A 26,392-nucleotide genomic window follows, 5' to 3' on the forward strand; every position below is an offset into this window, starting at 1 on the left:
AGCGGCCGCTGCCTGAGCGGCCGGTGGGGCGCTGATGCGGGCCCAGGCGAGGGTGCTCGCCGAAGCCGACGGGCTCGGCCGGACCCGGCTCACCGTACTGCGCGGGGAGTCGCCGCTGCTGCTGCGGCGCACCGGCCCGCGCGGCGGTGCCGGCGCCGTCGTGCACCTGGTCGGCGGCGCGGCCGGGCCCCTGCGCGGAGACGAGCTGTCGCTGACCGTGGAGGTGGGCGCCGGGGCGTGGCTGGAGTTCCGCAGTGTCGCGGCGTCCCTGGCCCTGCCGGGTCGGCCGTTCCTGCCGGCGTCGCGGCTGACCGTCATCGCCACGGTGGCTTCCGGTGGGACCTTGCGTTACCTGCCCGAACCTCTCATCGCGGCGGCCGGGTGCGATCACGTGGCGGTCACCCGCGTGGACGTCGAGGAGGGCGGTTCGTTGCTGTGGCGCGACGACCTGGTCTGCGGGCGGCATGGCGAGGAGTCCGGGGACGTGCGGGCGGACACGACGATCCGGTACGCCGGGCGGACCGTCCACCGGCACGAACTCACCGTGGGTCCGGCGGCGCCGGGCTGGTCGGGGGCGGCGGTCCTGGGCGGTGGCCGGGCCGTCGGAACGGTCGTGGCGACCGGGCCGGCATCAGAAACACCAGCCGACGTGCCCGGCCTCAGCACCGGCTCGGGCATCGAGCCGCTTGCCGGGGACGCCGCGATGATGCCGCTGGCCGGCGGCGGTGTGCTGGTCACGGCGGTCGGCGCCGACGCCCGGCAGGTGGCGGCGGTGCTCGACGCCTACTGCGCGGCCCACCCGACGCGGCACGCCGCCCGGACAGCAGCACCGGCGGCCGCCTGATCGAACGAACCGGACCGGCCGCCTCACCGAGCGCACCGGGACCGCGGCCTCATCGAGCGCACCCGGGCCGGCGGCCTCATCGAGCGCACCCGGACCGGCGGCCTCATCGAGCGCACCCGGACCGGGCGGGCGCCTGACGGAGGCGTACAACGGAAAAAGCCGGCGAGGGCGACCGGGGAGATCGCCCTCGCCGACCGCGGGTTTCTATGCCGCTACCGCGATGGGGACGCCGTGGCTGTCGGTGAGTGCCAGGCGGGTGTGCAGGCTGCCCTGCTGGGCGACCTTCGCGAAGTACTCGGTGCGGCGGCGTTGCAGGCAGCCCTTGCGGGTGCGTGGGCCACCGGCCGCGACGGTGAGCAGTTCCGGTGCGAGGGAGCTGTTCAGGCCTTCGCGGAGCAGGCGCAGAGCCTCCGTGCGCAGTTGTGAGATCCGGGATTCCGTGACGCCGAGGCGTGCGGCCACCTCGCTCAGCGGTTGTTCCTGCAGGAAGGACTCCTGCACCACTTGGCGCAGCCGTTCCGGCAACGCCTGGATGGCCTGGTGCAGGTAGCCCAGTCTTTCCCGCTTCAACAGCAGATCCTCCGGCCCTTCGGACGTCTCCGGCACCATTTCCTCGGCCGCTCCGGTGGGAAAACCCTGAAGGCTGAGCAGCGACGCCTTCTGCACGTCGTCCTCGACACTGGCGAGTTCGGAGACTCCGATGCCGAGCACCTCGGCCACCTCGGCGTCGCTCGGCGTCCGGCCGAGCGCGGCGGTGAGCTCCTGCCGGGCCGCGGCCGCCCGGCGGGCCCGGGCCCGCACGGACCTGCTGGCCCAGTCCTGCCCGCGCAGTTCGTCCAGCAGGGCGCCGCGGATGCGGACCGCGGCGAAGCGGTGGAACGGGATGCCGCGGGTCACGTCGAAGGAGCGGGCCGCCCCCAGGAGTGCCGCGAACCCGGCTGAGGAGAGGTCATCTGCGTGGACATGGCCGGGTACCCGATTGAGTAGTTCCCGGACCAGATGGCCAACCATCGGCATGTTTTCTCGGATCAGGTCCTCGATGTCGCGCGCGGAGGGCGCGTCGTGGGTGGCGCCGATGGTGGCGGGGAGTTCGGTCGTGGTGGTCACGTAGTCCTCCTCGCTCGTACGAACCGGCTGATGAACACCGGCTGACGAGTAGAAGGTTGGCCGCCGTAAGGTGCAGCGCAGCCCGAACTCGGTTGCTTTTATGGAGTTTTTTCATGAAAAACCTCAGTCCCGGGGGGACCAGGGTGGACCGAAAGCCCCACAAGAACAAACCCCTCCCGGCCCGTCCGGTATTACCGGTTCGAGACGGAAGGGGTGCAGGTGACGGACGGGTCAGCGCAGCACTGGGACGCGCGGCACCGGCATCTCCGTCAACTCGGTCCGGACCCAGGCCATCCGGCGCACCGCGACGTCCGGGTGATCCCCGAACTCGGCGGCGACGACGGCCGCGCAGCCGTCACTGCCGTACCGCAGGATCATCGTCGTGATGGCGTCCTGCACGGTTTCCCGGTTGGGACACTCCGACGGCTGCAGGCACGAGACGAACAGCGCCTCGGCGGCCAGCTCATTGACTGTGCTGATCATGTCGAACTCCTGATGTCGACGACCTGCTTGGAACTCGGGTGCGGGCCCTCGCCCATCTTCCCCGTGAGTGGCACGCCGACCGGCAGCCACGCCGTGCGAAATTTGCCGCAATCGCCGGTATTGTGGCCGGACGCGCCGCCCACCGGGCCCGCGTGCGGATCGGAGCATGAGCGCCCGTCGGTATCCATGTTCACCGTAGCTCGGTGACCGGCACCCTGCCGCCTTCTTCAGTCTGACCCAATGGGTTCGGGGCACTCGTCGGGCACCTCAGGGTCACACGGGTCGTCGATGCCGGTGCCGGGCTCGGGCGGCGGGGACGACAGGCTCGCGCTGGGGCTCGGCGACAGGCCCACCGACGGCGGAGGGCTCGGCGGCGACGGCGGGATCGGCGACGACGGCCCCTCACCACCCGGATCGGGACCGCCCGGGTCCTTGGTCGGCGACTTCGACGGCGAGACGCTCGGCGCCGGCTTGATCGGCGGGACCCGGGACGGCGACGACGACCGCGGGGCGGCCGGGGTGATGTGCACGTTCCCACCCGGGTCGATCGAGATGCCGGTGGTGGGCGTGTCGGGTGCGCCGAAGCGGACCTGCCCGTCGGACAGGTGCTCCACCGGGCGGGACGGCTCGCCCGGCTCGGCCGACACGTACGCCTCGCACCGCTGCCCGTTGAGCTTGAAGACCATCGGTGCCGCGTTGCTCTCGGTGTAGCGGCCGGTGATCTGCACGGTTGTCGTCTTCTGCGCGGCCAGGGCTGCCACCGAGGAGACCGTGACCGAGCTGCCGTCCTGCTTGAGCACGGTCTTGCCGTTTCCGGAGACCACCTGGTCGCCGGGCATCAGGAACCACAGGTCCCACTCGCCGACCGGGGTGTCCGCCCGGTTCGCCAGGGTGACCTGCGCCTTGAACCGCTTGTCGTCGTCGGACCAGACCGCGTAGCTGACCACACACTGCCCGGCGATCGGCACGACGCTGGGCAGGGCGACCGCACCGGCACCGCCGCCGGGTTTCTTGTCAGCCGGCTGCCCCATGGCGCTCCAGCCGTAACTCAGGGCGCTCATCAGCGCGGCCGCACTGATCAGCACGAGGATCCGGCGGGCGCGCACCTGGGCACGCCCGGCGGGCGGCCGGGACGGCGGCGAACCGGCGGGCGGGCGGCCGGCACCGGGACGCAGCGGCGGGCCCCCCGGCGCCAGGTCGGCGGGCGTGGCGAAGGACGGCGCCGTGGTGGCCTGCCCGACGACCGGGTGGACCGCGCCGGCGTCGGTCGGCCCGTCCGCGCCGGTGGCGCCGGCCGCCGCGGCGGCGGGACCGAAACCCGCGTACGGGTAACCGGACGGGAGGATGAACGTGTCCTCGTCGCCCTCCCAGCCCGCCTCGAAGCCGGAGGTGACGAGCGGCGCGCTGGCCGAGACCCCGGCCAGCACGTGGGCCAGCTCGGCGGTGGGCGGCCGGTCCTCGGGACGTTTCTCGAGGCAGCGGGCGATCAGCGCCTCCACCGCGGGCGGCAGCCCGTCGACGGGCGGCATCGGCTCGGGCTCGGTGTATTGATGGGCGCGCAGCAGGGCGGTGGTGGTGCCCACGTCCCACGGCAGCTGGCCGATCAGCATCCGGTAGATCAGCAGGCCGACCGCGTAGACGTCGGTGGCCGGGCTGACCTGGCCGCCCTCCAGCCGCTCGGGGGCGAGGTAGGCCGGGGTGCCCAGCAGACTGCCGTCCGGGTCGACGTCGTTCTCGCCGATCAGGGCGGAGATGCCGAAGTCGACGACCTTGGCGCCGGCCGGGGTGAGCATCACGTTGGCCGGGGTGACGTCGCGGTGCACGATGCCGCGCGCGTGCGCGGAGGCCAGGGCGGCGGCGACCTCGGCGCTGATCCGCACGGCGGTGGGCCAGGGCAGCATCCGGACCCGGGCCAGCACGGCGGCCAGGGACTCGCCGTCGACGAGCTCCATCACGACGTAGGGCACCGGCTCGCCGTCGACGGTGGTGGCCTCGCCGTAGTCGTACACATTGGTGATGTGCGGATGGGTGAGCCGCGCAGCGGCCTGCGCCTCCGCGCGGAGTCTGCGCCGGAACGACGGGTCGGCGCTGGTCGAGGGCGGCAGGACCTTGATGGCGACCTGACGCCCGAGGACCTCGTCGAACCCTCGCCACACCACTGACATCCCGCCGGCACCGAGGCGCTCGACCAGTCGATAACGACCGGCGAGCAGCCCGGAACCGGGCAGGTCCGTCGTGCTCATGTGCCCCCACATGCGCGCTTCGAGATCAACACCGGGCAAGCACCGCCATGCCGCCCGACGCCGGGCGAGTCGGGCCCACCATCGGACCCTGAGCATCCCCCATCGGCGGCGAGGATGTTAGTCCCTGTCGGTCACCAGTTCGACACGGGGAAACGCGATCTAGCAGGCACTCGTCACCGTCCGTTGAGCGCTCGGAGCCCCTCGTGCGGGGGACAAGATCGGCGCTCCGGGACCGGCCGGACACGTAGCGCCACGACACCACAGCGGGAATGCCCGCTTCGTCAGAGCTTGCTCCTTCAACCAAGAGAGACGTCCACGTCGGACAGTGTCACGATCGGTCAATGGATCGCTACGCAGAGAGATCGACTTTGTCCAAGATTTGTCATCTGCGTCACTCCAGTGTGCGGGAGAGTGTCCGCTGGGCCGTAAGGTTGCGGGTTACGCCTGGGATCGCTCCCATGGCGGGCACCGCAGGCAGTGCGGGCCCGGAGACCACCGGCGATCCGCCCGCCGGCACCGCTCCCAGCCCGGCCAGGAACGCCCGGACCGGTGCCCACTTCTCGTAGATCACCAGCACCACTTCGCCCGGCGCGGCGAGCGCCAGCGCCTCGGTGATCGCGTCCCGGTATCCGTCGGCGCGCACACACGCCATCTGCGGCCGCCGTGCCCGCATCTCCCGCTCCACCAGGCCGGCCACCTCCCCCGGCGAGCGGCCGCGCAGATCCTCGTCCTCGTAGAGCACCACCCGCGTCAGGCCGTCCGCGAGCACCTGCGCCGACGCCGCGAGCAGGTCCTCCCGGCGGTCGCCCGGCAGCGTCACCGCGGCCACGCAGCGCTGCGCGCCCCACAACCGGTGCAGGGTCCGCACGGTCGTCGCCAACGCTGCCGGATTGTGGGCGTAGTCCACGTACACCGACACGTCACCGATCCGCAGCAGGGTGCCCCGGCCCGGGTTCTCCACACTCGGGTCGAACTCGCCCAGCCGGTCCACAAGCGTTTCCGGCCGGGCGCCCAGGGCACGCGCGGCAGCGATCGCGGCAAGCGTGTTGGCGGCCACGTGCAGGGCGGCACCGCCGTACGCGCCGGGCACCTCGGCCAGCCGGATCAGCGGGGTGCGCCGCGCGCCGGTGGCCTGCACCAGCCAGCCGTCGTGCAGCACGTACGCGGTGGCGCCCCGGCCGAGATGCTCGGTCACCACCGGGTTCTCCGCGTCCAACCCGAACCAGACCAGGCGCTTGCGGTCGGCGCGGACCCGGGGCCGGTCGGCCAGGCTGCGCACCCACGGGTCGTCGGCGTTGAGCACCAGGGTGCCGCCCTCGCGGACCCGCTCCGCGACCACCGCCTTCACGTGTGCCAGGTCCTCGATCGAGTCGAGACCGTCCTGCCCCAGATGGTCGGCGGTGATGTTGGTGATCACGCCGACGTCGGTCCAGTCGTACCCCAGGCCGCGCCGGACCAGGCCGCCGCGCGCGGTCTCCAGCACCGCGGCCTCCACCTGCGGGTCGCCGAGCACCGTCTGCGCCGACCGCGGGCCGGTGGCGTCGGACACCAGGACGGTACGCCCGTCGATCGTCACGCCGTCGGTGGTCGCCGTGCCGACCTTGATCCCGCTGCCGCTCAGCAGGTGCGCGGTGAGCCGGGTGACCGAGGTCTTGCCGTTGGTGCCGGTCACCGCGACGGTCGGGATCCGCCCGTCCGAGCCGCCCGGGAACATCGCCCGCACGATCGCGTCCCCCACGTCCCGGGCCCGCCCGTGCACCGGCGTCAGGTGCATCCGCAGGCCGGGCGCCGCGTTCACCTCGATCACCCCGGCCATCACCCGGTCCGGGTCGCCGGGCGGCAGCGGCGCCCCGATGTCCGGCAGCCGCAGGTCGATGCCCGCGATGTCCAGGCCGACCAGCGCCGCGACCCGCTGGCAGAGCCGCGTCACATCCGGGTGCACCTGGTCGGTGACGTCCCGGCTGGTGCCGCCGGTGGAAAGGTTGGCGGTGTCGCGCAGCCACACCGTCACGCCGTCGCCGGGCACGCTGCCCGGGGTGTGCCCCTGCCGCCGGAGCACCCGCTCGGCGTTCTCGTCCAGGTCGATCCGGGTCAGCTCGCGGCAGTGCCCGTCGCCGCGGCGCGGGTCGGCGTTGGCCCGGGTGACCAGCTCGGTCACCGTGGCGCGGCCGTCGCCGACCACGTGCGCGGCGAGGCGTTCGGCGGCGGCCACCACGTCACCGGCGACGACCAGCACCCGGTAGTCGCGCCCCCGCAGCTGCCGTTCCACCACCACCTCGCCGTCTGCCTCGGCGAACGCCCGCTCCACCTCGTCCGGCGCGCTCAGGTTGAGCGCCACCCGCCGTCCCTGCCGGCCGTGCCGCGGCTTGACCACCACCGGGGCGCCGAGCTCACCGAGCAGGGTCACCGCCTCGGCCGGGGTCCGGGCGGCACCGCCCGGCGGCACCGGGATGCCCGCCTCGGCCAGCAGATACCGGGTGACGAACTTGTCCCCGGCGATGTCCACGCCGATCCCGCTGGTCCGGTCGGTCATCGCCGCCCAAGCCAGCCGCCGGCGGTTGCCCCAGCCGAGCCGCAACAGGCTGAGGTCGTCGTAGCGTTCCACCGGGATGCCGCGGCGGCGCGCGGCCGCGATGATCGCCCGGGTGCTCGGCCCGGCCGCCTCCTGCTCCGCGAGGGCGGCGAGCCCGGCGAGACGTCGCGCCAGGATCCCGTCGCGCGAACCGGCACCCAGGCGTACGGGCGCGGTCCCACCCGGCATCACGCGGCCGGCATGGACCTCGAGCACCAGGTCGATCGCGGCGTCGAGCAGTTCGCCGGGCACCCGGGACATCGGCGACTCGTCCACCGGGCACTCGACGATCACGTCGTACACCCCGGGCTCGCCGGCCGCGACGGTCCGGCCGAAGCTGACGTCCCGGCCGATCAGCTGGGACAGTTCCAGGCACACGTGCTCGGTGACGTGACCGAAATAGGTGCCGTTGCGCAACCGGCTGACGAACCCGCCCGGCGCGCCCGCCGCGCAGTGGTGCTCGGCGAGGCCGGGCAGCGACCGCAGCAGCCGCTCGGTGAAGCCGGTGACGTCGGTGGTCTCCAGCCCGGCCAGCCCCTCCAGACGCAGCCGGGCCAGCACCGCGGGCCGGGACAGATAGACGTTGGGGCCGCGCAGGCGGCGCAGAAACTCGATCTTCATGCGGCTCGTCCTCGTTCAGCGGCGGGCGTGCCGGCGACCGGTCGGCGGCCCGAGAGATGGAAGGTGTATCCGGCCGGCAGCACGTGGATGCACGCGCCGGCCAGGGCGATCGGTCCCAACGGCGGAACCTGGATGTCGGTGGCGGCGCCGGCGTCGACGACCGTGACCGTGCCACTGCCGAGCACCTCGAAACAGTCGCCGTCGGTCAGGATCGCGGTGTCCTCGTCGATGCCGAGGCCGAGTTCGTGCGGGTAGCAGGCGACGGCGCTGAGCAGCCGGTTCAGCCTGCCCCGCTCCGCGAAGTGCTGATCGATCAGGACGCCGGGCAGGAACTCCAGGCCGGGACCGGTCCGCACGCTCGACGCGGTCACACCGAGACCGTCGCCGCCGATGATCATCGTGGACGACATCATCGCGGCGCCGGCGCTGGTCCCGGCCAGGACCACCTCCCCGGCGGCGACCAGTTCCTGGAGCAGCGAGTCGGTCGCGGTGCCGCCGATCACGCCGGTGAGCCGGGCCTGGTCACCGCCGGTGAAGAAGACACCGGTCGCCGAGCGCAGGCACTGTTGCGCATCGGCGGAGCAGGCCTCGACCCGGCAGCTGATACGCAGCGCCCGGACCTCCCCGGCGCCCTGCTCGGCGAAGCTCGCCAGATACTCCCGTTCGGCCGCCGCCGGCGACTCACTGGCCGTCGCGATCACCACGATCCGGGCGGCGGCGCCTCCGGCGAGCTCGACGAACCGCGCGAGCAGGCCCGGTCCGGCGGCCCCGCCCATGATCAGGAGCCGGCCGCGGTGCGGATCGTCGCTGCCTGTCACCGACCCTCCTCAGCAGTGCCCGTCACCGCGGCGGGTGGAGCCGCTGAGGGGCGATAGCATCGAGGCTAAACGGAACAAAACCGAAACATCTGGCTAATCAGATTTGACGGTTTTCTTCGGTTGAAGCGGAATACCCCCGGCATGCCGCACAAACCCCTTGATATCGCGTCGCCGTCTGACTCCCTTCGCGACCGGCAGCGGCGGCACCGCCCGGCTCACTCCGCGGCCAGCAGATGCGTCACCGTCGGCGGCCCCTCGGCCAGCCCGATCGCCCGCTCCTCCGCCTGCTCGTCCGCGCCGGTCAACCGGCCCTCGTGCTGGCGCAGGTGCTCGTCCCACGTCGCCACCAGATAGACCTCCACGAACAGGTCCGGATCCGTGCCGTCGCGGAACAGTCCCCACCGGGCCGCGCCGGTCCGCATCCGCGAACCCCGTACGCTTCGCATCGCCTCGGTGAACCCGGCGGCGTTCTCCGGCCGCACCCGGTAGGCCGCCGACACCAGCACCGGCCCGTCGTCCAGGTGCGGCTCGAACATCAGATGCGGCTCGGCCCAGTAGACGGCCGGGTTGTGGTCCTCGTTCTCCCGGGTGTGCACCGGCCAGAGGCGTACCGTGAGCACCCCCAGGACCATCAGCACCGCGGCCGCCGCGAACGTCTCGCGGAGCCCGGCCGCCGAGGCGACCTGCCCCCACACCAGCGCGCCGAGTGCCTGCCCACCGGCGAAGACGAGCTGATAGATGGCGAGCGCGCGGGCCCGGACCCAGTTCGGCAGGTCGAGCTGCATCGCCGCGTTCATCCGGGAGACCAGCATCATCCAGGCCAGCCCGGCGGCGGCCAGGGCGGGCAGCACCGCGGCGGCGTGCGGCACGAACGCGACGACGGCGAGCGCGGCAGCGTACACCAGGCCGGTACCGACGATCATCTGGTCAATGCGCAGTAACCGGCGGGCGCGGGGCATGAGCAGCGCACCGGCGATCGCGCCGACACCGAGCGCGGTGAGCAGGACGCCGTACCCCTGCGCGCCCAGGCCCAGTTCCTGCCGCGCCACCACCGGCAGCAGGGCCCACACCACACTGCCCGGCAGCACGAACAGCAGCACCCGGCCGAGGATTCGCCGCACCACCGGTGACCAGCGCACATAGCGTCCACCGGCACGCAGCGCCGATCCGAACCTCTCCGGTTGACCGGCGGGCGGCCGGGCCGGCCGGCGCCACCCGAGCAGCACCAGCGCGAAGATCGCGAAGGAGAGCGCGTTCAGCCCGAACACCACGGCCGACCCGAACTGCGCCACCAGCAGCCCACCCACCGCCGGACCGGCCGATCGCGCCAGGTTGGTGTTCACCGCACCCAGCGCCGACGCGCCGGGCAGCTGATCGTGCGGCACCACCTCTGGGATCACCGCCTGCCACGACGGCAACGTCAGCGCCTGACCCACCCCGAGCAGGAAGGTGAAGAGCAACAGCAGCGGCGGCGAGAGCCGGTCCAGCGCCGCGAGCGCGGTCAGGGTCACCGCCACGGCGAGAAGCCCCAGCTGTACGCCCAGAAGCAGCCGCCTCCGGTCGAGGGCATCGGCGAGCGCCCCCGACGGCAACGCGAACAGCAGCACCGGGACGGTGGTGACGGCCTGCACCAGGCTCGTCCAGGTCGCCGCGTCCGGCTCCTGGACCACCAGCCACTGTGCGCCGACGGTCTGCATCCAGGTGCCGACGTTGCTCGCGAGGACGGCGAGCCAGAGCATCCGGAAAATCGGCAGTCGCAGCGGCGCCCACGGGCCGGTGGACGGTTCGGTACGTGTCACGGGCAGCAACCTACCCAGCGACAGCGCTGATCCCTGTCGGTCAGGTGCGCCGGTGTGCTCCAGGTCCCGGCTGGGGCAGCACGGCCCGCTTGCCGTCGATGTCGTGCCCGTCCGCGCAGCGCATCTCGACCCGCACCTCCGCACCACAGTCCCGGTGCACGTAGCTGAGCGGCGGCCCCTCCGGATCGGCCAGGTAGCGGTCGCCCCACTCCGCCACGGCGATCAGCACCGGGTAGAGGTCGAGTCCCTTCTCGGTCAGCCGGTACTCGTAACGCACCCGTGCGCCGGGCTCGCGGTAGGGCTCGCGGCGCAGCACGCCGTGCTCGACGAGCGCGGCCAGCCGGTTCGTCAGCACCTGGCGGGGGATCCCGGTGCGCACCCGCATGTCGTCGAACCGCCGGATGCCGCTGAAGACATCGCGCAGCACGACGACAGTCCACTTCTCGCCGAGGATCGCCATGGCGCGGGCGATCGTGCAGTTGTCGACGGACCACTCGAGCGCGGGCGGGGGTGTGAGATGTCCGACCATGGAACCAAAGCTAGGTCTCGTTGACAGACGCAGCAAGCCGGTGCCAGCCTGAATCCATGTCACAGACCCAGATCTCGCCGGCCTCCGCTCCCGACGCGCCCGCTCCCGGGGCGCCCCGGACCCGCACCTTCTCGTGGTCCGACCCCGCCGAGCACGCGAGCCTGCTCGGCCGGCGCAGCGGCCTGGAACTGTTGCAGGCGATGTCCGCGGGCGACCTCCCCGCCCCGCCGATCATGCACCTGATCGGCGCCGCCGGCCTGACCGCCGAGGAGGGCAGCGTCACGATCGAGCTGGACCCGCAGGAGTTCCACTACAACCCGCTCGGCACCGTCCACGGCGGCGTCATCTCCACCCTGCTCGACACCGCGGCGGCCTGCTCCGTGCACAGCACCCTGCCCGCCGGGGTCGGCTACACCAGCATGGACCTCAACGTGAAGTTCCTGCGCGCCGTGACCCTCGACTCCGGCCGGCTGACCTGCACCGGCGCCGTCCTTCAGCGGGGCCGCCGCACCGCCCTGGCCGAGGCCCGGCTGACCGACGCGGCGGGCCGGCTCATCGCCCACGCCACGTCGTCCTGCCTGATCTTCCCGCTGCCGACCCCCTGATCGCCGGCCGCGACGACACCACTGATCCCCGCCGCGAAGACGCCGCTGACTGCCGCCGCCAGGACACCACGCCCGCCGTGCGTCCCCGCTCCGGCGCAGAACCGGCGGCGGCCCCGGAGAGCGCCGCCGGAACTCGTACGATCAGATGCCTTTGATCTCGGGGTTGAGGTCCTCGACCGCAGGGGACCAGGTCAGTGGGTCGGCGTCGACCTGCTCGCCGGAGCGGATGTCCTTGACGGAGTGGCCGTCGGCGCCCGGGAACCAGACATAGGGGATGCCCCGGCGGTCGGCGAACTGGATCTGCTTGCCGAACTTGGCGGCGGTGGGTGCGACCTCGGTGGGGATGCCGCGCTTGCGCAGGGTGGCCGCGATCCGGTCACAGGCGGTGCGCTGGTCGTCGCTGGGCAGGGCGACGACGACGCAGGTCGGCACCGAACGGGAGACGGTGAGCGCGTTCTGGCCGAAGAGCAGGCCCAGCATCCGGGAGACGCCGATGGAGATGCCGACGCCCGGGAAGCGGGTGCCGCCGACCGACGCCAGGTTCTCGTAGCGGCCGCCGGAGCAGATGGAACCGAACCGCTCGTAGCCCTGCAACTGCGTCTCGTACACCGTCCCGGTGTAGTAGTCGAGACCGCGGGCGATCTTCAGTTCGGCACGGACCAGCCCGGGCGCGTGCTCGCCGGCCGTCTCCACCACCTGAAGCAGCTCGTCCAGTCCTTCGTCGAGCAGCGGGTCGGTGACGCCGAGCGCGCGCACCCGGTCGGCGAACGAGCCGTCCGCCGCCGAGATCTCGGCCAGCCTCAGGCAGGCGGCGGCCTGCGCGTCGGTCGCCCCGGCCGTCTCGACCAGCGCGGCCGCGACCTTCTCCGGCCCGATCTTGTCGAGCTTGTCGACGGTGCGCAGCACCTGCGCCGTGTCGGCCAGGCCGAGACCGCGGTAGAACCCCTCGCACACCTTGCGGTTGTTGACCTGGATGACCGCCGCCGGGATCGGCAGTGACCGGAACGCGTCGCCGATCACCAGGGGCATCTCGGTGTCGAAGTGGAACGGCAGCGTGTCCCGGTTGACCACGTCGATGTCGGCCTGGAGGAACTCGCGGTACCGGCCCTCCTGCGGCCGCTCCCCCCGCCACACCTTCTGGATCTGGTAGCGGCGGAACGGGAACTGGAGCTTGCCGTGGTTCTCCGTGACGAACCGCGCGAACGGGACCGTCAGGTCGAAGTGCAGGCCCAGCTGGTCGTCACGCTTGGCGCCGTCCTCCTCCTCCTGGAGGCGGCGCAGCAGGTAGACCTCCTTGGACGTCTCCCCTTTGGAGAGCAGCGTCTCCAGCGGTTCGACGGCGCGGGTCTCCAGCGGGGCGAACCCGTACAGCTCGAAGGTGGAACGGATCTTGTCGAGCACGTACTGCTCGATCATGCGCTGCGACGGCAGCCATTCGGGAAAGCCGGAAATAGGCACTGTTGCTCCGTAAGTCAAAAACCGCGGATCAAAAACCGCGGCGCGGCGCCGCTGTCAGCTCCCGCAGGTACGGGTTCGACGCGCGCTCACGGCCGATGGTGGTGGCAGGTCCGTGGCCGGGCAGCACGACGGTGTCGTCGGCCAGCGGCAGGATCTTGTCCCGCAGGCTGGTCATCATCGTCGCGGTGCTGCCGCCCGGCAGGTCGGTGCGTCCGATGGATCCCGCGAAGAGCACGTCACCGGAGAAGCAGAGTTCCCCGGCGTCCGACGTGGCAGCGCCACTGGAGGCGTCCCCTGGCAGGCGGAACAGCACCGACCCGCCGGTATGGCCGGGCGCGTGGTCGACGGTCACCTCGAGGCCGGCGATGCTCAGCACCGCACCGTCGGTCAGCTCGGCGACGTCGTCGGGTTCGCTGTATTGCAGGCGGCCGCCGAAGAGCTGGTTGAGGTCGGCACTGAGACCTTTCGACGGGTCGGCCAGCATCTCCAGATCGGCGGGGTGCACATAGGCGGTGATGCCACGGGCGCCGCACACCGGCGCGACGGAGAAGGTGTGGTCCAGGTGCCCGTGTGTGAGCAGCACCGCGGCCGGATGCAACCGGTGCTGCGCCAGGACCTCGTCGAGCTGGTCGAGAACCCCGATGCCCGGATCGACGATCAGGCACTGCTCACCCGGACCCGCGGCCACCACATAGCAATTGGTGCCGAAGGCCTCCGCCGGAAAGCCGGTGACGAGCAAGCGCCATCCCCCCAATGAGAAACAGGTGCGAATCGTAACGAGCCTAGCCGGGCGGCCGCACACCACTTTCTCAGCGGGTACCCGTACACTCTTGCGGGCGTGTGGCGTGCCGCACCCCTTGACATACACAGGGAAGGACAGCGTTCGGTGGCTCCCAGCAAGGACCGGCAGCGCAGACTCGCGCGGGCGAAATTCGACCGGCAACAGGTCCGCCGCGCCGAGCGCGTACGCCGCCGCCGCCGCATCATGGCCGGCGCCGGCACCGGCCTGGCGGTGCTACTGATCATCGCCGGTGTGGCGTGGGTCGGCGGCGCCTTCGACGGCGACGAGACCACCACGACCGAGGCCGGTGACATCTGCCTCTGGACGCCACAGAACGCGCAGAGCAACCCCGACCTCAAGGACGTCGGCACACCGCCCACCAAGGACCTGCCGGAGACCGGCACCGAGACCATGACGATCAGCACCGACAAGGGTGACCCGATCGTGGTGGGCGTCGACGTGGAGAACGCCACGTGTGCCGCGGCCAGCTTCTCCTATCTGGCCGGCAAGAGCTTCTTCGACAACACCGTGTGCCACGAGATCACCACGGACGGTGCGCTGCGCTGCGGTGACCCCAGCGGCACCGGCAACGGCGGCCCGACCTACAGCTTCTACGACGAGAACCTGCCGGCCGGGGCCCCCGAGCCGGCGCCCAGTGCGAGCGCGGCGCCGGCCGAGGTGACGTACCCGAAGGGCACGGTTGCCATGTTCGGCAACCCCCCGGGCAGCAACAGCAGTCAATTCCTCATCTTCTTCAAAGACTTCACACAGGCCGACCCGCGATACTCGGTCGTCGGCCAGGTCACCGGTGGCCTGAGCACCCTGGACAAGATCGGCAAGATCGCCACGGTGGAGAACAGCGCCGGCGACAAGGTCACTCCGAAGGAGAAGATCACCATCAAGACTCTGACCGTCGGTGCGGCCGCGGCTGCGGCTCCTTCGGCAAGCGCGGCGCAGTCATGAGCGCCCGGGACGAGAAGGGCGCAGTCGTGAGTTCAGAGGACGAGAGCGGGCCCGTGAGCGCTCAGGACGAGACCAGCAGCAGGAGGGACGACGTGTCGTCGATCAAGGACCGGCAGCGCGCGGCGGCGCGAGCCCGGCTCGAGAAGGAGATGTCCGAGCGGGCCACGGCCGCGCGCAAGCGCCGCCGCAACCAGGCGGTCCTCGGATCCGCCCTGGCCGTGGTGGTCATCGCCGGCGTCGCCTTCTTCGTGGTCAACTCGCTGAAGAAGGACGACGACAGCGGCAGCACCAGCGCCGCCCCCGCCGCCGGCACCGTCGCCTGCAGCTGGACCCCGGCCGACGAGGCCACCGGCGGCAAGGTCAAGGACGTCGGCCTGCCCCCGGCCACCGTGCCGAACGTCGGCACCAGCACCCTCACCTTCGACACCAACCTCGGCAAGATCTCCGCGTCGATCGACCTGACGAAGGCCCCGTGCACCGGCGCCAGCTACAAGCACCTGGCCGAGAAGAAGTTCCTCGACAACACCAAGTGCCACCGCCTCGTCAACCAGGACACCTTCAAGGTCCTGCAGTGCGGCGACCCGTTCGCCAGCGGCAAGGGCTACCGTGAGACCGACGGCACCGGCGGCCCCAGCTACACCATGGCCGAGGAGAACCTGCCGACCGACACCGCGAAGCCGTACCCCGCGGGCTCCATCGCGATGGCCAACACCGGCCAGCCCGGCAGCACCGGCAGCCAGTTCTTCATCTGCTCCGAAGACACCCAGCTACCGCCCAACTACACCCTCCTCGGCTCCATCACCGAAGGCCTCGACATCGTCAAGGACGTCGTCAAGGCCGGCGACGACGGCGCCTTCGCCTCGTCCGCCGGTGGCGGCCACCCCAAGAAGGAACTGACCATCAAAACCATGACGGTCGTCTGAGCCAGCATCGAAGGGCGGCCCCCGCGACGGGGGTCGCCCTTTTCTTTTTGTGGGCGTACGAGCAACCCACCGCACCCAACCCCACACCCCCGCCGTCCCCCCGATGACCCGCGACCACCTGCCCAGCTCCAGGCCGTTGCGCCACCATCGCTACCGGTGCCCACTCACCCCCGCACCCGGCCCACCCACACAAGCCCCGAGGCGCGGGTCCCGCCATTGCTCCGCCCGTGCCCGAACCCGTAGGGGGCCGCGCCCGAACCCGCCAGGGACCTCGCCCATTAGTTCTTTCGTGCACTATCTGCGGCGGCCTCTTCACCGCCATCTGCGACAACTGCCTCAGTAAGCGACAGCAAATCAGCGGCCGGCGGGCGCCGCGAGCAGCGGCCGGCAGCAGGCGGCGACCCCAAACAGTGGATGGCGACAGTGCATGTCCCGATGGTCTGCCAAGCAGCGAGTGCGAGCTCTTCCGCCGGTTCGTACCGGAGCAAGGTTCGAAGCCCAGCATGACGCGCGGATGTCAACGCGGCGGAGCCGACACGGCCGCAGGCAAGGCAGACGAGTGCGGCGTGGTGTTGCTTCCCTCGGTTCCAGATCGGTCCCCGACAAGTGGCCGCGATCGACTGCGTCGCGTCCACGCGGCGATGTTGATCTGCTAGCGCTACGAAATCGCGGTTTCAACCCCATGATCACAGCGATTTCGCACCGCTAGCAGATCAACATCTCGCCATGGGGACGCGCGCGGCGCTACCGGAGGTCAGAACCCGGGACGCCGGGTTGATGCACGGCCGGCATCGGCTGGACGAAGTACGAGGTGGGGCGCCCGCGGGAGTAGCCCGCAACGGACAGCGGTAACAGCACTAAGCCGACCCGACCAGCGCAGGTGTAACCGCTACGCCCGCCACCGCCAGCCCCGCCGCAACCGCCGAGCCGCCGACCCGCCGCAACCGCCCACCCGCCGCAACCGCTGCCGAGCCGCCGCAACCGCCGACCCGCCGCAACCGCTGACGGGCCACCGCAACCGCCGACCCGCCGCAACCGCCGCCAAGCCGCCGCAACCGTTGAGCCGCCGCAACCGCCGCCAAGCCGCCGCCGAGCCACCGCAACCGTTGAGCCGCCGCAACCGCCGCCAAGCCGCCGCCGAGCCACCGCAACCGTTGAGCCGCCGCAACCGCCACCGCCGAGCCATCGCACTCACCCGCCGTCGCCAGCCCGCCGCAGCCGAGCCACCGAGCCCGCCGCCAGAGACCGGGCCGGCCCGGAAAGGCCGACCGGCCGGGACCGTTCCGCTCAGCGGATCAGTCCCGGCGGGTGAAAGCCCTTGCCCCAGCCCCGTCAGGCGCCCGACGTGACGCGGTAGGCGTCGAAGACGCCGTCGACCTTGCGGACGGCGGCGACCAGGTGGCCGAGGTGTTTGGGGTCGGCCATCTCGAAGGTGAAGCGGCTGACGGCGACGCGGTCGCGGGTGGTGGTCACGGTGGCGGAGAGGATGTTGACGCGTTCCTCGGAGAGGACCCGGGTGACGTCGGCCAGCAGTTTGTGGCGGTCGAGGGCCTCCACCTGGATGGCGACCAGGAAGGTGGACGCGGAGGTGGGTTTCCAGCTGACCTCGACGACGCGTTCCTGCTGGTCGCGCAGGTCCTGGGCGTTGGCGCAGTCTTCCCGGTGCACGCTGACGCCGCCGGACCGGGTGACGAAGCCGAAGACGGCGTCGCCGGGAACCGGGGTGCAGCAGCGTGCCAGTTTCACCCAGACGTCGGAGACGCCCTTCACCACGACGCCCGGGTCCTGGGCTTGGCTGCGGTTGCGGGGCGGGCGGGTGGCGACGGCCGTTTCGGCGATGTCCTCGACGGCGCCCTCTTCGCCGCCGAAGCCGGCGACGAGTTTCTGCACGACCGACTGGGCGGAGGTGGTGTTCTCGCCGACGGCGGCGTAGAGCGAGGCCACGTCGGGCAGGTGCAGGTCGCGCGCGATCGTGGTGAGGTTTTCGCTTGTCAGCATGCGCTGCAGGGGCAGGCCCTGTTTGCGCATCGCCTTGACGATCGCTTCCTTGCCGTCCTCGATCGCTTCTTCGCGGCGTTCCTTGTTGAAGTACTGCCGGATCTTGGTGCGGGCGCGCGGGCTCTTGACGAAGCCGAGCCAGTCCTGTGTGGGGCCGGCGGTGGCGGATTTCGACGTGAAGATCTCGATCACGTCGCCGTTGGAGAGGGTGGACTCAAGCGGCACCAGTTTGCCGTTGACCCGGGCGCCGATGCACTTGTGGCCGACCTCGGTGTGCACCGCGTACGCGAAGTCGACCGGGGTGGAACCTGTGGGCAACGGGATGACGTCGCCCTTGGGCGTGAAGACGTAGACCTCCTGGCTGGACAGGTCGAAGCGCAGCGCGTCCAGGAACTCGGACGGGTCGCTTGCCTCGCGCTGCCAGTCGAGCAGCTGCCGCAGCCAGGTCATCTCGTCGATGTGAGCCGGCGGGCCGACGATCGTCGCGCCCTTCTGCTCCTTGTACTTCCAGTGGGCGGCGATGCCGAACTCGGCGGTGCGGTGCATCGCGAAGGTGCGGATCTGCATCTCGACCGGCTTGCCGGTGGGGCCGATGACCGTCGTGTGCAACGACTGGTACATGTTGAATTTCGGCATCGCGATGTAGTCCTTGAACCGGCCCGGCACGGGCTGCCAGTTCGCGTGGATGACGCCCAGCGCGGCGTAGCAGTCGCGGACCGTGTCGACCAGGATGCGGACGCCGACCAGGTCGTAGATGTCGTTGAAGTCGCGGCCCCGCACGATCATCTTTTGGTAGATCGAGTAGAGGTGCTTGGGGCGGCCGGTCGTCTCAGCCTTGATCTTCGCCGACTTGAGGTCGAGGCTGACCCGGTTGGTCACCTGGCGCAGCAGGGCCTCACGCTGCGGCTGGTGCTCCCCGATCAGACGGTTGATCTCCTCGAACCGCTTGGGGAAGAGCGTGCCGAACGCCAGGTCCTCGAGCTCCCACTTGATCGTGTTCATGCCGAGGCGGTGGGCCAGCGGCGCCAGGATCTCCAGGGTCTCCTTGGCCTTCTGCTCCTGCTTGGCGCGCGGGAGGAAGGTCAGGGTCCGCATGTTGTGCAGCCGGTCGGCCAGTTTGATGACCAGGACCCGCGGGTCTTTCGCCATCGCGACGACCATCTTGCGGATGGTCTCGGCCTTGGCGGCGTCGCCCAGTTTCACCCGGTCGAGCTTCGTCACGCCGTCGACGAGCAGCGCCACCTCGGCGCCGAAGTCGTTGCGCATCTGCTCGAGGCCGTAGTCGGTGTCCTCGATCGTGTCGTGCAGCAGCGCCGCCACCAGTGTCGTGGTGTCCATCCCGAGGTTGGCCAGGATGGTGGCGACGGCGAGGGGGTGCGTGATGTACGGGTCGCCGGACTTCCGGTACTGCCCGGAGTGCCAGCGGGCGGCCACGTCGAACGCCTTCTGCAGCGCCCGGGCGTCGGCCTTGGGGTGACTGGCCCGGTGTGTCGCGATCAGCGGCTCGAGGACCTCGCTGACCTGCGTGCTCTGCCAGGGGGCGTTGAACCGGGCGAGCCGGGCGCGCACCCGGCGGCCGGTGGGCGCGCTGGCGAGCCCGAATCCGCTGCCGGGGGTGTCCTCCGGCGCCAGTGGCTGGGTGATCTCCAGATCACCGGTAGGACTGTCACCGACGGACTTGTCACCGGCAGGTTTGGCGTCGGGCGTGACTTCGCCTCCGCCGTTCCGCGAGTTCTGGGTCGGCTGCACCGTGCCCTCCGCCGGAGGGGCGACGTCGCTGGACACCGGCCTCCTCACACCTTCGCCAGGAACAGGCCGGTCAGGCCGGTTCATGCCAGGGTTGGTCACCTTGGATCGCCCATCTTACCCGCACCGCCTTGCCGGTTGGCCCGGCCGAACCTACGAATAAGCAGGACCGACCGGGCGAAGAACATCGAAGACGGATCAAACGGTCAGCAGCGCGTGCACCGGCCGCGGATTGAGTCGTTTGCGCCCGTCCAGGAAAGCCAGCTCCATCAACACCGTGAAGCCTGCCACGATTCCACCCGCCTGTTCCACCAGGTCGAGCGCGGCCCCCGCGGTACCGCCGGTGGCGAGCACGTCGTCGACCACCAGGACCCGCTGTCCGGCCTCGAAGGCGTCCCGGTGCACCTCGAGGGTAGCCTCGCCGTACTCCAGCTCGTAGGAGGCGGAGAAGGCCGGGCGCGGCAGCTTGCCGGCCTTGCGGATCGGCACCACCCCGGCGCCTGTCGCGTAACCGATCGCGGCGGCCACCAGGAACCCGCGGGCCTCGACGCCGGCCACCACGTCGAACGAGCCGGCGCCGTAGTGGACCAGGATGCCGTCCACGACCTGCCGGAAGGCGGGCCCGTCGGAGAAGAGCGGCATCAGGTCCTTGAAGACGATGCCCGGCTTCGGGAAGTCCGGCACGTCGACGGTGCCCCCGGCGACGAGTGCGGCCAGTTCGGGCCCGCTGTCCCCGGTCACGATTTCAGAAGTCACGGCGGACAGCCTAACGGCCCGCCACCGGATCGGTGACGGGCCGTTGCACGGCTGCCTCAGCGGCGCTTACCAGGCCGGTTGCCGGCGCCGCCACCACGGTTGGTGGTGTTGCGCTTGGCGGCCGGGCGGGCACCGGGTCGCGGCGTGGTGCCGGCGAACGCGGGGACCTCGTCGGTCTCCCCGGCGGCCGGACGGGCCCGCTCGGGGCGCGGCGCGACGTCGTCGGAGCGGCTCGCCCGGCGGGCCAGCACCCGGGCGTTGTGCGCCTTGATCTTCGGCTCGCGGTCCTTGAGCGCGCTCAGCACCGGTGCGGCGAACACGATCGAGGAGATGACGCCGAAGCCCATGCCGACGAAGAGCACCAGGCCCAGGTCCTTCAGCGTGCCCGCCCCGAACAGGCCGGCGCCGATGAAGAGCAGGCCGCCGACCGGCAGCAGGGCCACCAGGCCGGTGTTCAGCGAACGCATCAGGGTCTGGTTCACGGCCAGGTTGGTGGCCTCCGCGTAGGTGCGGGAGCTGCCGGCCGTGATGCCTCTGGTGTTCTCCTGGACCTTGTCGAACACCACCACCACGTCGTAGATCGAGTAACCGAGGATCGTCAGGAAGCCGATCACGGTGGAGGGTGTGACCTCGAAGCCGACAAGCGAGTAGACGCCCGCGGTGACGATCAGGTCGAGCATCAGCGACGCCAGGGCCGCGACCGCCATCCGCCATTCGAACCGGACGACGAGGTACGCGGTGACCAGCACCAGGAACACGACCAGGCCGAGCAGGGCCTTGTCGGTGACCGCGCCACCCCAGGCCGCCGAGACCTGGTTGTCGCTGACCTGGTCGGCGTCGACGCCCAGGTCGGTGACGAGGGCCGTCTTGACCTCCTCGCTCTCCGCGGTGGTCATTGCCGAGGCGCGGACCCGGAAGAACGACTCGCCGCCGGTGCCGACCTGCTGGGCCGGGAGGACCTCGGCGTCCGGGACGACCGACTGCACGGCCTTGGAGACCACGTCACCGGCCTCGTCCTGGGTCAGCGTCTGGCTGTTGGCCGTGGCCGGCACGATGAACTCGGTGCCGCCGGAGAACTCGATGCCGAGGTGGAAGCCCCGGATCGCGATGCTGCCGAAGGCGATGACGACGAGGGCCAGCGCGGCGACGAACCACATCTTCCGCCGGCCGACGACATTGATGTTCGCTTCACCCGTGTAGAGGCGAGCGGCAAGACCAGCACTGGCCATGATCAGGCCTCCTTAACGTCGGTCCGGTTGCGCAGGACGCGGCCGAGGCCACTCACCCGCGGCGACAGGAACGCCTTGGTGCTCGCGAGCAACGTCATGATCGGGTGCCGGAAGAGGAAGACCACGAGCAGGTCGAGAACGGTCGACAGGCCCAGTGCGAACGCGAAACCCTGGACCGCGCCGATCGACACGACGTAGAGCACCACGGCACACAGAATGGTGATCATGTTGGCCGAGATGATCGTCCGGCGGGCGCGGTGCCAGGCGCGTGGTACCGCGCTGCGGGGCGAGCGGCCGTCATGGATCTCGTCCTTCAATCGCTCGAAGTAGATGACGAACGAGTCTGCCGCGACACCCAGTGACACGATGAAGCCGGCGATGCCCGCCAGGGTCAGCGTATAGCCCAGGGTCCGGCCGAGGAACACCAGCGCGCCGAAGGTCAGCAGCGCGGAGAGGCCGAGGCTCAGGAAGATGACGGTGCCGAGCAGGCGGTAGTAGAAGAACGCGTAGATCGCCACCAGGCCCATGCCGATCGCGGCGGCGAGCAGACCCGCCTCCAGCTGCTGCAGGCCGAGGGTCGCGGAGACGGTCTGCGCCGGGCCGGACTCGAAGGTGACCGGGATGGCACCGAAGTTCAGCTGGTCGGCGAGCTCCTTGGCGGTGACCGCGGTGAAGTCACCGGTGATCTGCGACTGGCCGGTCAGCACGCCCTGGATCTGCGGGGCGGAGAGGATCGTCTTGTCCAGCACCACGGCGACGGCGCAGTGGTCGGCCGTGCCGTAGAGCGACTGCACCGCGACGAAGCAGGGCTCGCTGCTGGTGGCGTTGAACGCCTTGCGGGTCAGCTCGGTCCACTTGGTCTGGCCGGCGCCGGTGAAGTCGAGGGAGACCACCCACTGGTTCTGGGTCTGGTCGAGCTGCGGGCTGGCCTCCTTGATGTCGTCACCGACGACCTCGGCCTTGTCCAGCTTGACCTTGGCGCCCTGGTAGCACGCGACGACCTCGGAGCCGATGTCGTCGATCGAGCCGTTCGGCCGCGCGTTGAGCTGCTCACAGCCGATCGTCGGCACGTTGAACTGCATGGCCGGGCTGAGCACGCCCACCTCGGGGCCGGTCAGCTGAGCGAAGTTCTTGAAGGGCAGCCCGGCCTCCGGGTCGGTGCTGAGGTCGACCGGGGCGTTCAGCTTCTCGGCCGCGGCCCAGGCCTGCGGGCCGACCTTCTTCTCGGCGGCGGCCAGAAGCTCCTTCTGGTCCGCGGTCTGCGGCGCCGGGACGCCGGCCGGCGCCGCGGCGGACGCGGAGGCGGCGGGCGCGGGAGCCGACGGTGCGGCCGACGCGGACGGCGCCGGGGCGGCCTGACCGCCACCCTGGCCGCCGGTGGAGGGCGCCGGGCTGCCGGTGATCGCGGGCGCCTCGGAGGCGCCGGTGGACGGCGCGGCCGACGGGGCGGCGCTGCCGCTCGCGCTGGGCTCGGGCGCCGGGTTCAGCGCGGCGGCGGAGACGTCCAGCGTGGTGCCGGTCAGCAGGCGGAACCGCATGTTCGCGGCCTGCGACAGGTCTTTCAGCTGGTCCTCGGCCTCACCGGCGAGCGAGACGACGATGGTGTTGTTGCCCTGGATGACGACCTCGGCCTCGGAGACACCGAGCGCGTTGACCCGGCTCTCGATGATCTGCCGGGCGGTCTCCATGGCCTCCTGCGTGGGCGGTGCGCCCTGCTGCGAGGCGATGTAGGTGGCCTGCGTGCCACCGACCAGGTCGAGACCGAGTTTAGGTTCCAGCCGGTCGGTAAAACTGCCCTTAGCACCACCGGCGAAGAAAACCAGCAGATACAGGACGACGAAGACCAGACCGAGCACGCCGAGTTGGCGTCCAGGATGCATCTGTCCCTGTGGTGGTCGTGCCACGGCGTTAGGTCTCCCTGCGTTCCCGGCCGCGCAACGGCGCGGCGTTGTCTGTCCTGGGCCGGTTCAGATTCGAATCACGGCCTGACGAACCGGCCCACCGGCGGAGCCCGGGGACCGGTTCGGTGTATCTGTGCTGGTCAGTCCTGCTTGCGGGTCTCGGTGACGGGACCGTCGGTCTCCTCGATCGCCGGCTCGGCGATCTCCGGCTCCGCGACGGCGGTGCCCGCCTTGTTGATCACTCGGGCGATGGCCGGCCGGGCGAACCGGACGTGCACCCCCGGTGCGATCTCCAGCGTCACGACGTCCTGCTCGGCGAGCACGACGACACCGTGCAGACCGCCGATGGTGACGATCTCGTCCCCGGCGCCCAGGGTGTTCTGCATCTCCAGTGCTTCTTTGCGGCGCTTCTGCTGCGGACGGATCATAACGAAATACATGAATCCGAAGAGCAGAACGAGGATCAGCAGGAACGAGTAGTTGCCACCACTCGCCGCCTGTTCAGCTGCCTGATGCACGAAGAGAGCCTTCCGTAGGCCGTCGGCGCGACGATGGGCGGGCGCCGAGGTGAGATGCAGATGCTGGTTGGAACGGCGGCGAGTCTAATCGGTCAACCTGGAGATAACGAATGCGGCACACGTCACGTTCACATCACGAGGAAAAGTCAGGCGTCCCGGGCGAACAGGTCACCCTGGAACACACCGGACCGGCCGTCCGCCGGTGGCGTCTTGCCCAGGTGCGCCCAGCCCGCCTCGGTCGCCACCCGGCCCCGGGGCGTACGAGCCAGCAGTCCCGCCCTGACCAGGAACGGCTCGCACACCTCCTCCACCGTGTCGGACTGCTCCCCCACCGCCACGGCGAGCGTGGAAAGACCCACCGGGCCGCCCTTGAACGACTCGATGAGCGCCCGCAGCACGGCCCGGTCCAGCCGGTCGAGGCCGAGCGCATCGACGTCGTACACCTGGAGCGCCGCCTTCGCGACCTTCTCGGTGACGATGCCGTCCGCCCGCACCTCCGCGAAGTCCCGGACCCGGCGCAGCAGGCGGTTCGCGATACGCGGCGTGCCGCGGGACCGCCCGGCGATCTCGGCGGCGCCCTCCGCGGTGATCGGCACCCCGAGGATCTTGGCCGAGCGGTGCAGCAGCGAGTCGAGGTCGGCCGGTGAGTAGAAGTCGAGGTGCGCGACGAAACCGAACCTGTCGCGCATCGGCCCGGACAGCAGACCGGCCCGGGTGGTCGCGCCGACCAGGGTGAACGGCTCCACGTCGAGCGGGATCGCGGTCGCGCCGGGACCCTTGCCGACCACCACGTCGACGCGGAAGTCCTCCATCGCGCTGTAGAGCAGTTCCTCGGCCGGCTTGGCGATCCGGTGGATCTCGTCGATGAAGAGCACGTCGCCCGGTGCCAGGCCGGTCAGGATCGCGGCCAGGTCACCGGAGCGCTCGATGACCGGTCCGCTGGTGGTCCGGATCCCGGTGCCCAGCTCGGCCGCCACGATGTTGGCCAGGGTGGTCTTCCCCAGGCCGGGCGGGCCGGAGAGCAGGATGTGGTCGGGCGGCGTGCCCCGGCCCATCGCGCCCTTGAGCAGCAGCTCCAGCTGGTCACGGACCCGGTGCTGCGCGATGAAGTCGGCCAGCCGTTTCGGCCGGACGCTGGCTTCGGCGTCCAGTTCCTCGTCGGAGGCGTCGGGGGAGACGAGCTCGCTCATCGGCTCTTGCCCAGCAGCCGGATCGCCTGGCGCAGCAGGATCGGCACCGGCGGCGTCTCACCGTCGATGGTCTCCGACACGGCGGCCACCGCCTGGTCGGCCTGCGCGGCGCTCCAGCCGAGCGCGAGCACACCCTGACGGACCTGCTCCTGCCAGGCCCCGGCGAGCATGCCGGACCCGCCGTCGGCCGTCGCGACCGGCCCGATCTTGCCCTTGAGCTCCACGATCATCTTCTCGGCGCCGCGCTTGCCGATGCCCGGCACCTGGGTCAGGGCCCCGATGTCACCGCCGCCGATCGCCCGGCGTACCGCATCGGGTTGATGGACCGCGAGCACCGCCTGCGCGATGCGGGGCCCCACGCCGTTGGCCGTCAGGAGAAGCTCGAAGAGCTGCCGCTCGTCGTCGTCGGCGAAGCCGAAGAGGGTGAGCGAGTCCTCCCGGACGATCAGGCTTGTCGCGAGGCGCCCCTCGCTGCCGGTGCGCAGCCCGGCCAGGGTGTTCGGCGCGCACATGATCCGCATGCCGACGCCACCCACCTCGACCACGGCGCTGTCCGGGAGAATCGCGGTCACCACACCGCGCACGCTGGCGATCATCGGGTCCTCCTGCGAGCGGCGACGAGGGCCGCGGCTTCGAGCTTCGCGCGGGTGCCCCCGCGCCAGATGTGGCAGATGGCGATGGCGATGGCGTCCGCCGCGTCCGCCGGTTTGGGCGGCGCGTCAAGCCTCAGCAACCGGGTCACCATCGCGGTGACCTGTGCCTTGTCGGCGGTGCCGGAACCGGTCACGGCGGCCTTGACCTCACTCGGCGTGTAGGTCTGCACCGGCAGCCCGGCCCGCGCCCCGGCCAGGATCGCCACCCCGCTGGCCTGCGCGGTGCCCATCACGGTCCGCGCGTTGTGCTGGGAGAACACCCGCTCGACGGCCACGCTGTCCGGCTGGTGCTCGGCGAGCAGGTCACCGAGCGAACGGTCCAGGTGCAGCAACCGCTGGGAGATGTCCTCGTCCGGCTCGCTGCGCACCACGTGGTAGGCGATGAGCTTGCCCGGCCGCCCCGGCATCCCCTCGACCACACCGACGCCGCACCGCGTCAACCCCGGGTCGATGCCGAGCACCCGCACCACGGACCTCCCCCTCGCGTACGTGTGTTCGACACCCTAGTACGCCACCGGGTTGCGCCCACCGCCGACACGCCTCGACCATGGAGGACGAGACGCCGGAGGCCGAGACGCCGGAGGACGAGACGCCCGAAGCCGAGACGCCCGAAGCCGAGACGCCCGAAGCCGAGAAGCCGGAAGCTGGACGCCGA

General features: G+C 71.1%; 21 protein-coding genes. 4 read left to right on the forward strand and 17 right to left on the reverse strand.

All coding sequences use genetic code 11. The features are described from left to right. Positions 1-34 precede the first annotated feature (34 nt). Complete coding sequence (locus LPA41_RS21645) at positions 35-844, forward strand: urease accessory protein UreD (RefSeq protein ID WP_229072482.1); 810 nt, start codon at positions 35-37, stop codon at positions 842-844. 204 nt (positions 845-1,048) lie between these two features. Here LPA41_RS21645 and LPA41_RS21650 read toward each other — a convergent pair whose 3' ends face one another. The 7 genes from LPA41_RS21650 to LPA41_RS21680 form a co-directional block, all read right to left on the reverse strand. Continuing rightward, the gene (locus tag LPA41_RS21650) at positions 1,049-1,951 is read right to left on the reverse strand and encodes a sigma-70 family RNA polymerase sigma factor (RefSeq protein ID WP_229072483.1); all 903 of its coding nucleotides are present in this window, start codon (positions 1,949-1,951) and stop codon (positions 1,049-1,051) included. A gap of 231 nt (positions 1,952-2,182) precedes the next feature. Continuing rightward, entirely contained in the window at positions 2,183-2,434 is a 252-nt protein-coding gene (locus LPA41_RS21655) for a hypothetical protein (RefSeq protein WP_229072484.1), read from the reverse strand. Between the two features lie 227 nt (positions 2,435-2,661). Further along, positions 2,662-4,677 carry a protein kinase gene (locus tag LPA41_RS21660; protein ID WP_374238190.1) on the reverse strand — a complete coding sequence of 672 codons (2,016 nt, stop codon included), beginning with the start codon at positions 4,675-4,677 and terminating at the stop codon, positions 2,662-2,664. Between the two features lie 391 nt (positions 4,678-5,068). Further along, positions 5,069-7,870 carry a cyanophycin synthetase gene (cphA, locus tag LPA41_RS21665; protein ID WP_229072486.1) on the reverse strand — a complete coding sequence of 934 codons (2,802 nt, stop codon included), beginning with the start codon at positions 7,868-7,870 and terminating at the stop codon, positions 5,069-5,071. Further along, positions 7,867-8,688 (reverse strand): cyanophycinase, encoded by an 822-nt coding sequence (locus LPA41_RS21670; RefSeq protein WP_229072487.1) that lies wholly within the window; start codon positions 8,686-8,688, stop codon positions 7,867-7,869. Before LPA41_RS21670 ends, cphA begins: the two co-directional genes overlap by 4 nt. Before the next feature lie 215 nt (positions 8,689-8,903). Then, positions 8,904-10,487, reverse strand: coding sequence for an MFS transporter (locus LPA41_RS21675; RefSeq protein ID WP_308036592.1), 1,584 nt, complete (start codon positions 10,485-10,487; stop codon positions 8,904-8,906). A 40-nt stretch (positions 10,488-10,527) separates the two neighbouring features. Next, positions 10,528-11,016 carry a helix-turn-helix domain-containing protein gene (locus LPA41_RS21680; RefSeq protein ID WP_229072488.1) on the reverse strand — a complete coding sequence of 163 codons (489 nt, stop codon included), beginning with the start codon at positions 11,014-11,016 and terminating at the stop codon, positions 10,528-10,530. 56 nt (positions 11,017-11,072) lie between these two features. Here LPA41_RS21680 and LPA41_RS21685 point away from each other — a divergent pair, with 56 nt between their 5' ends. Next, entirely contained in the window at positions 11,073-11,621 is a 549-nt protein-coding gene (locus tag LPA41_RS21685; protein ID WP_229072489.1) for a PaaI family thioesterase, read from the forward strand. A 141-nt stretch (positions 11,622-11,762) separates the two neighbouring features. On the opposite strand, the gene hisS is transcribed toward LPA41_RS21685, so the two are convergent. Further along, positions 11,763-13,079 (reverse strand): histidine--tRNA ligase, encoded by a 1,317-nt coding sequence (gene hisS / locus LPA41_RS21690; protein ID WP_308036593.1) that lies wholly within the window; start codon positions 13,077-13,079, stop codon positions 11,763-11,765. 28 nt (positions 13,080-13,107) lie between these two features. Further along, complete coding sequence (locus LPA41_RS21695) at positions 13,108-13,818, reverse strand: MBL fold metallo-hydrolase (protein ID WP_229072490.1); 711 nt, start codon at positions 13,816-13,818, stop codon at positions 13,108-13,110. Between the two features lie 147 nt (positions 13,819-13,965). Here LPA41_RS21695 and LPA41_RS21700 point away from each other — a divergent pair, with 147 nt between their 5' ends. Together LPA41_RS21700 and LPA41_RS21705 are read left to right on the forward strand one after the other, a co-directional pair. Further along, positions 13,966-14,823, forward strand: coding sequence for a peptidylprolyl isomerase (locus LPA41_RS21700; RefSeq protein WP_229072491.1), 858 nt, complete (start codon positions 13,966-13,968; stop codon positions 14,821-14,823). Between the two features lie 92 nt (positions 14,824-14,915). Beyond that, positions 14,916-15,746, forward strand: a complete 831-nt coding sequence (locus tag LPA41_RS21705; RefSeq protein ID WP_229072547.1) for a peptidylprolyl isomerase — start codon at positions 14,916-14,918, stop codon at positions 15,744-15,746. A 1,332-nt stretch (positions 15,747-17,078) separates the two neighbouring features. Here the strand turns inward: LPA41_RS21705 and LPA41_RS21710 are convergent. From LPA41_RS21710 to ruvC, 8 genes are all read right to left on the reverse strand, one after another. Next, on the reverse strand, positions 17,079-19,577 hold the full coding sequence (locus LPA41_RS21710; RefSeq protein WP_255690059.1) for a bifunctional (p)ppGpp synthetase/guanosine-3',5'-bis(diphosphate) 3'-pyrophosphohydrolase: 2,499 nt from the start codon (positions 19,575-19,577) through the stop codon (positions 17,079-17,081). Positions 19,578-19,688: 111 nt separating this feature from the next. Continuing rightward, the gene (locus LPA41_RS21715; protein ID WP_374238191.1) at positions 19,689-20,246 is read right to left on the reverse strand and encodes an adenine phosphoribosyltransferase; all 558 of its coding nucleotides are present in this window, start codon (positions 20,244-20,246) and stop codon (positions 19,689-19,691) included. Positions 20,247-20,302: 56 nt separating this feature from the next. Beyond that, a complete protein-coding gene (gene secF, locus LPA41_RS21720) occupies positions 20,303-21,475 on the reverse strand; it encodes a protein translocase subunit SecF (RefSeq protein WP_229072493.1) in 1,173 nt (390 codons plus the stop codon). Positions 21,476-21,477: 2 nt separating this feature from the next. Beyond that, positions 21,478-23,355, reverse strand: coding sequence for a protein translocase subunit SecD (gene secD / locus LPA41_RS21725; protein ID WP_229072494.1), 1,878 nt, complete (start codon positions 23,353-23,355; stop codon positions 21,478-21,480). 161 nt (positions 23,356-23,516) lie between these two features. Then, positions 23,517-23,894, reverse strand: coding sequence for a preprotein translocase subunit YajC (gene yajC / locus LPA41_RS21730; RefSeq protein WP_229072495.1), 378 nt, complete (start codon positions 23,892-23,894; stop codon positions 23,517-23,519). A 146-nt stretch (positions 23,895-24,040) separates the two neighbouring features. Beyond that, positions 24,041-25,084, reverse strand: a complete 1,044-nt coding sequence (gene ruvB / locus LPA41_RS21735; RefSeq protein ID WP_229072496.1) for a Holliday junction branch migration DNA helicase RuvB — start codon at positions 25,082-25,084, stop codon at positions 24,041-24,043. Next, positions 25,081-25,680 (reverse strand): Holliday junction branch migration protein RuvA, encoded by a 600-nt coding sequence (gene ruvA / locus LPA41_RS21740; protein WP_229072497.1) that lies wholly within the window; start codon positions 25,678-25,680, stop codon positions 25,081-25,083. The genes ruvB and ruvA overlap by 4 nt, the downstream gene beginning before the upstream one ends. After that, positions 25,677-26,204 (reverse strand): crossover junction endodeoxyribonuclease RuvC, encoded by a 528-nt coding sequence (gene ruvC / locus LPA41_RS21745; protein WP_229072549.1) that lies wholly within the window; start codon positions 26,202-26,204, stop codon positions 25,677-25,679. Before ruvC ends, ruvA begins: the two co-directional genes overlap by 4 nt. Positions 26,205-26,392 lie beyond the last annotated feature (188 nt).

The organism is Actinoplanes sp. DH11, from assembly GCF_020873875.1.
GTDB lineage: Bacteria > Actinomycetota > Actinomycetes > Mycobacteriales > Micromonosporaceae > Actinoplanes.

Coding starts and splice junctions, on each gene's coding strand:
- ruvB (WP_229072496.1), bottom strand. CDS start 25,084: ATGAGCGAGCTCGTCTCCCCCGACGCCTCCGACGAGGAACTGGACGCC.
- LPA41_RS21680 (WP_229072488.1), bottom strand. CDS start 11,016: ATGGTCGGACATCTCACACCCCCGCCCGCGCTCGAGTGGTCCGTCGAC.
- LPA41_RS21710 (WP_255690059.1), bottom strand. CDS start 19,577: ATGAACCGGCCTGACCGGCCTGTTCCTGGCGAAGGTGTGAGGAGGCCG.
- LPA41_RS21645 (WP_229072482.1), top strand. CDS start 35: ATGCGGGCCCAGGCGAGGGTGCTCGCCGAAGCCGACGGGCTCGGCCGG.
- cphA (WP_229072486.1), bottom strand. CDS start 7,870: ATGAAGATCGAGTTTCTGCGCCGCCTGCGCGGCCCCAACGTCTATCTG.
- ruvA (WP_229072497.1), bottom strand. CDS start 25,680: ATGATCGCCAGCGTGCGCGGTGTGGTGACCGCGATTCTCCCGGACAGC.
- LPA41_RS21685 (WP_229072489.1), top strand. CDS start 11,073: ATGTCACAGACCCAGATCTCGCCGGCCTCCGCTCCCGACGCGCCCGCT.
- LPA41_RS21655 (WP_229072484.1), bottom strand. CDS start 2,434: ATGATCAGCACAGTCAATGAGCTGGCCGCCGAGGCGCTGTTCGTCTCG.
- secD (WP_229072494.1), bottom strand. CDS start 23,355: ATGCATCCTGGACGCCAACTCGGCGTGCTCGGTCTGGTCTTCGTCGTC.
- LPA41_RS21660 (WP_374238190.1), bottom strand. CDS start 4,677: ATGAGCACGACGGACCTGCCCGGTTCCGGGCTGCTCGCCGGTCGTTAT.
- secF (WP_229072493.1), bottom strand. CDS start 21,475: ATGGCCAGTGCTGGTCTTGCCGCTCGCCTCTACACGGGTGAAGCGAAC.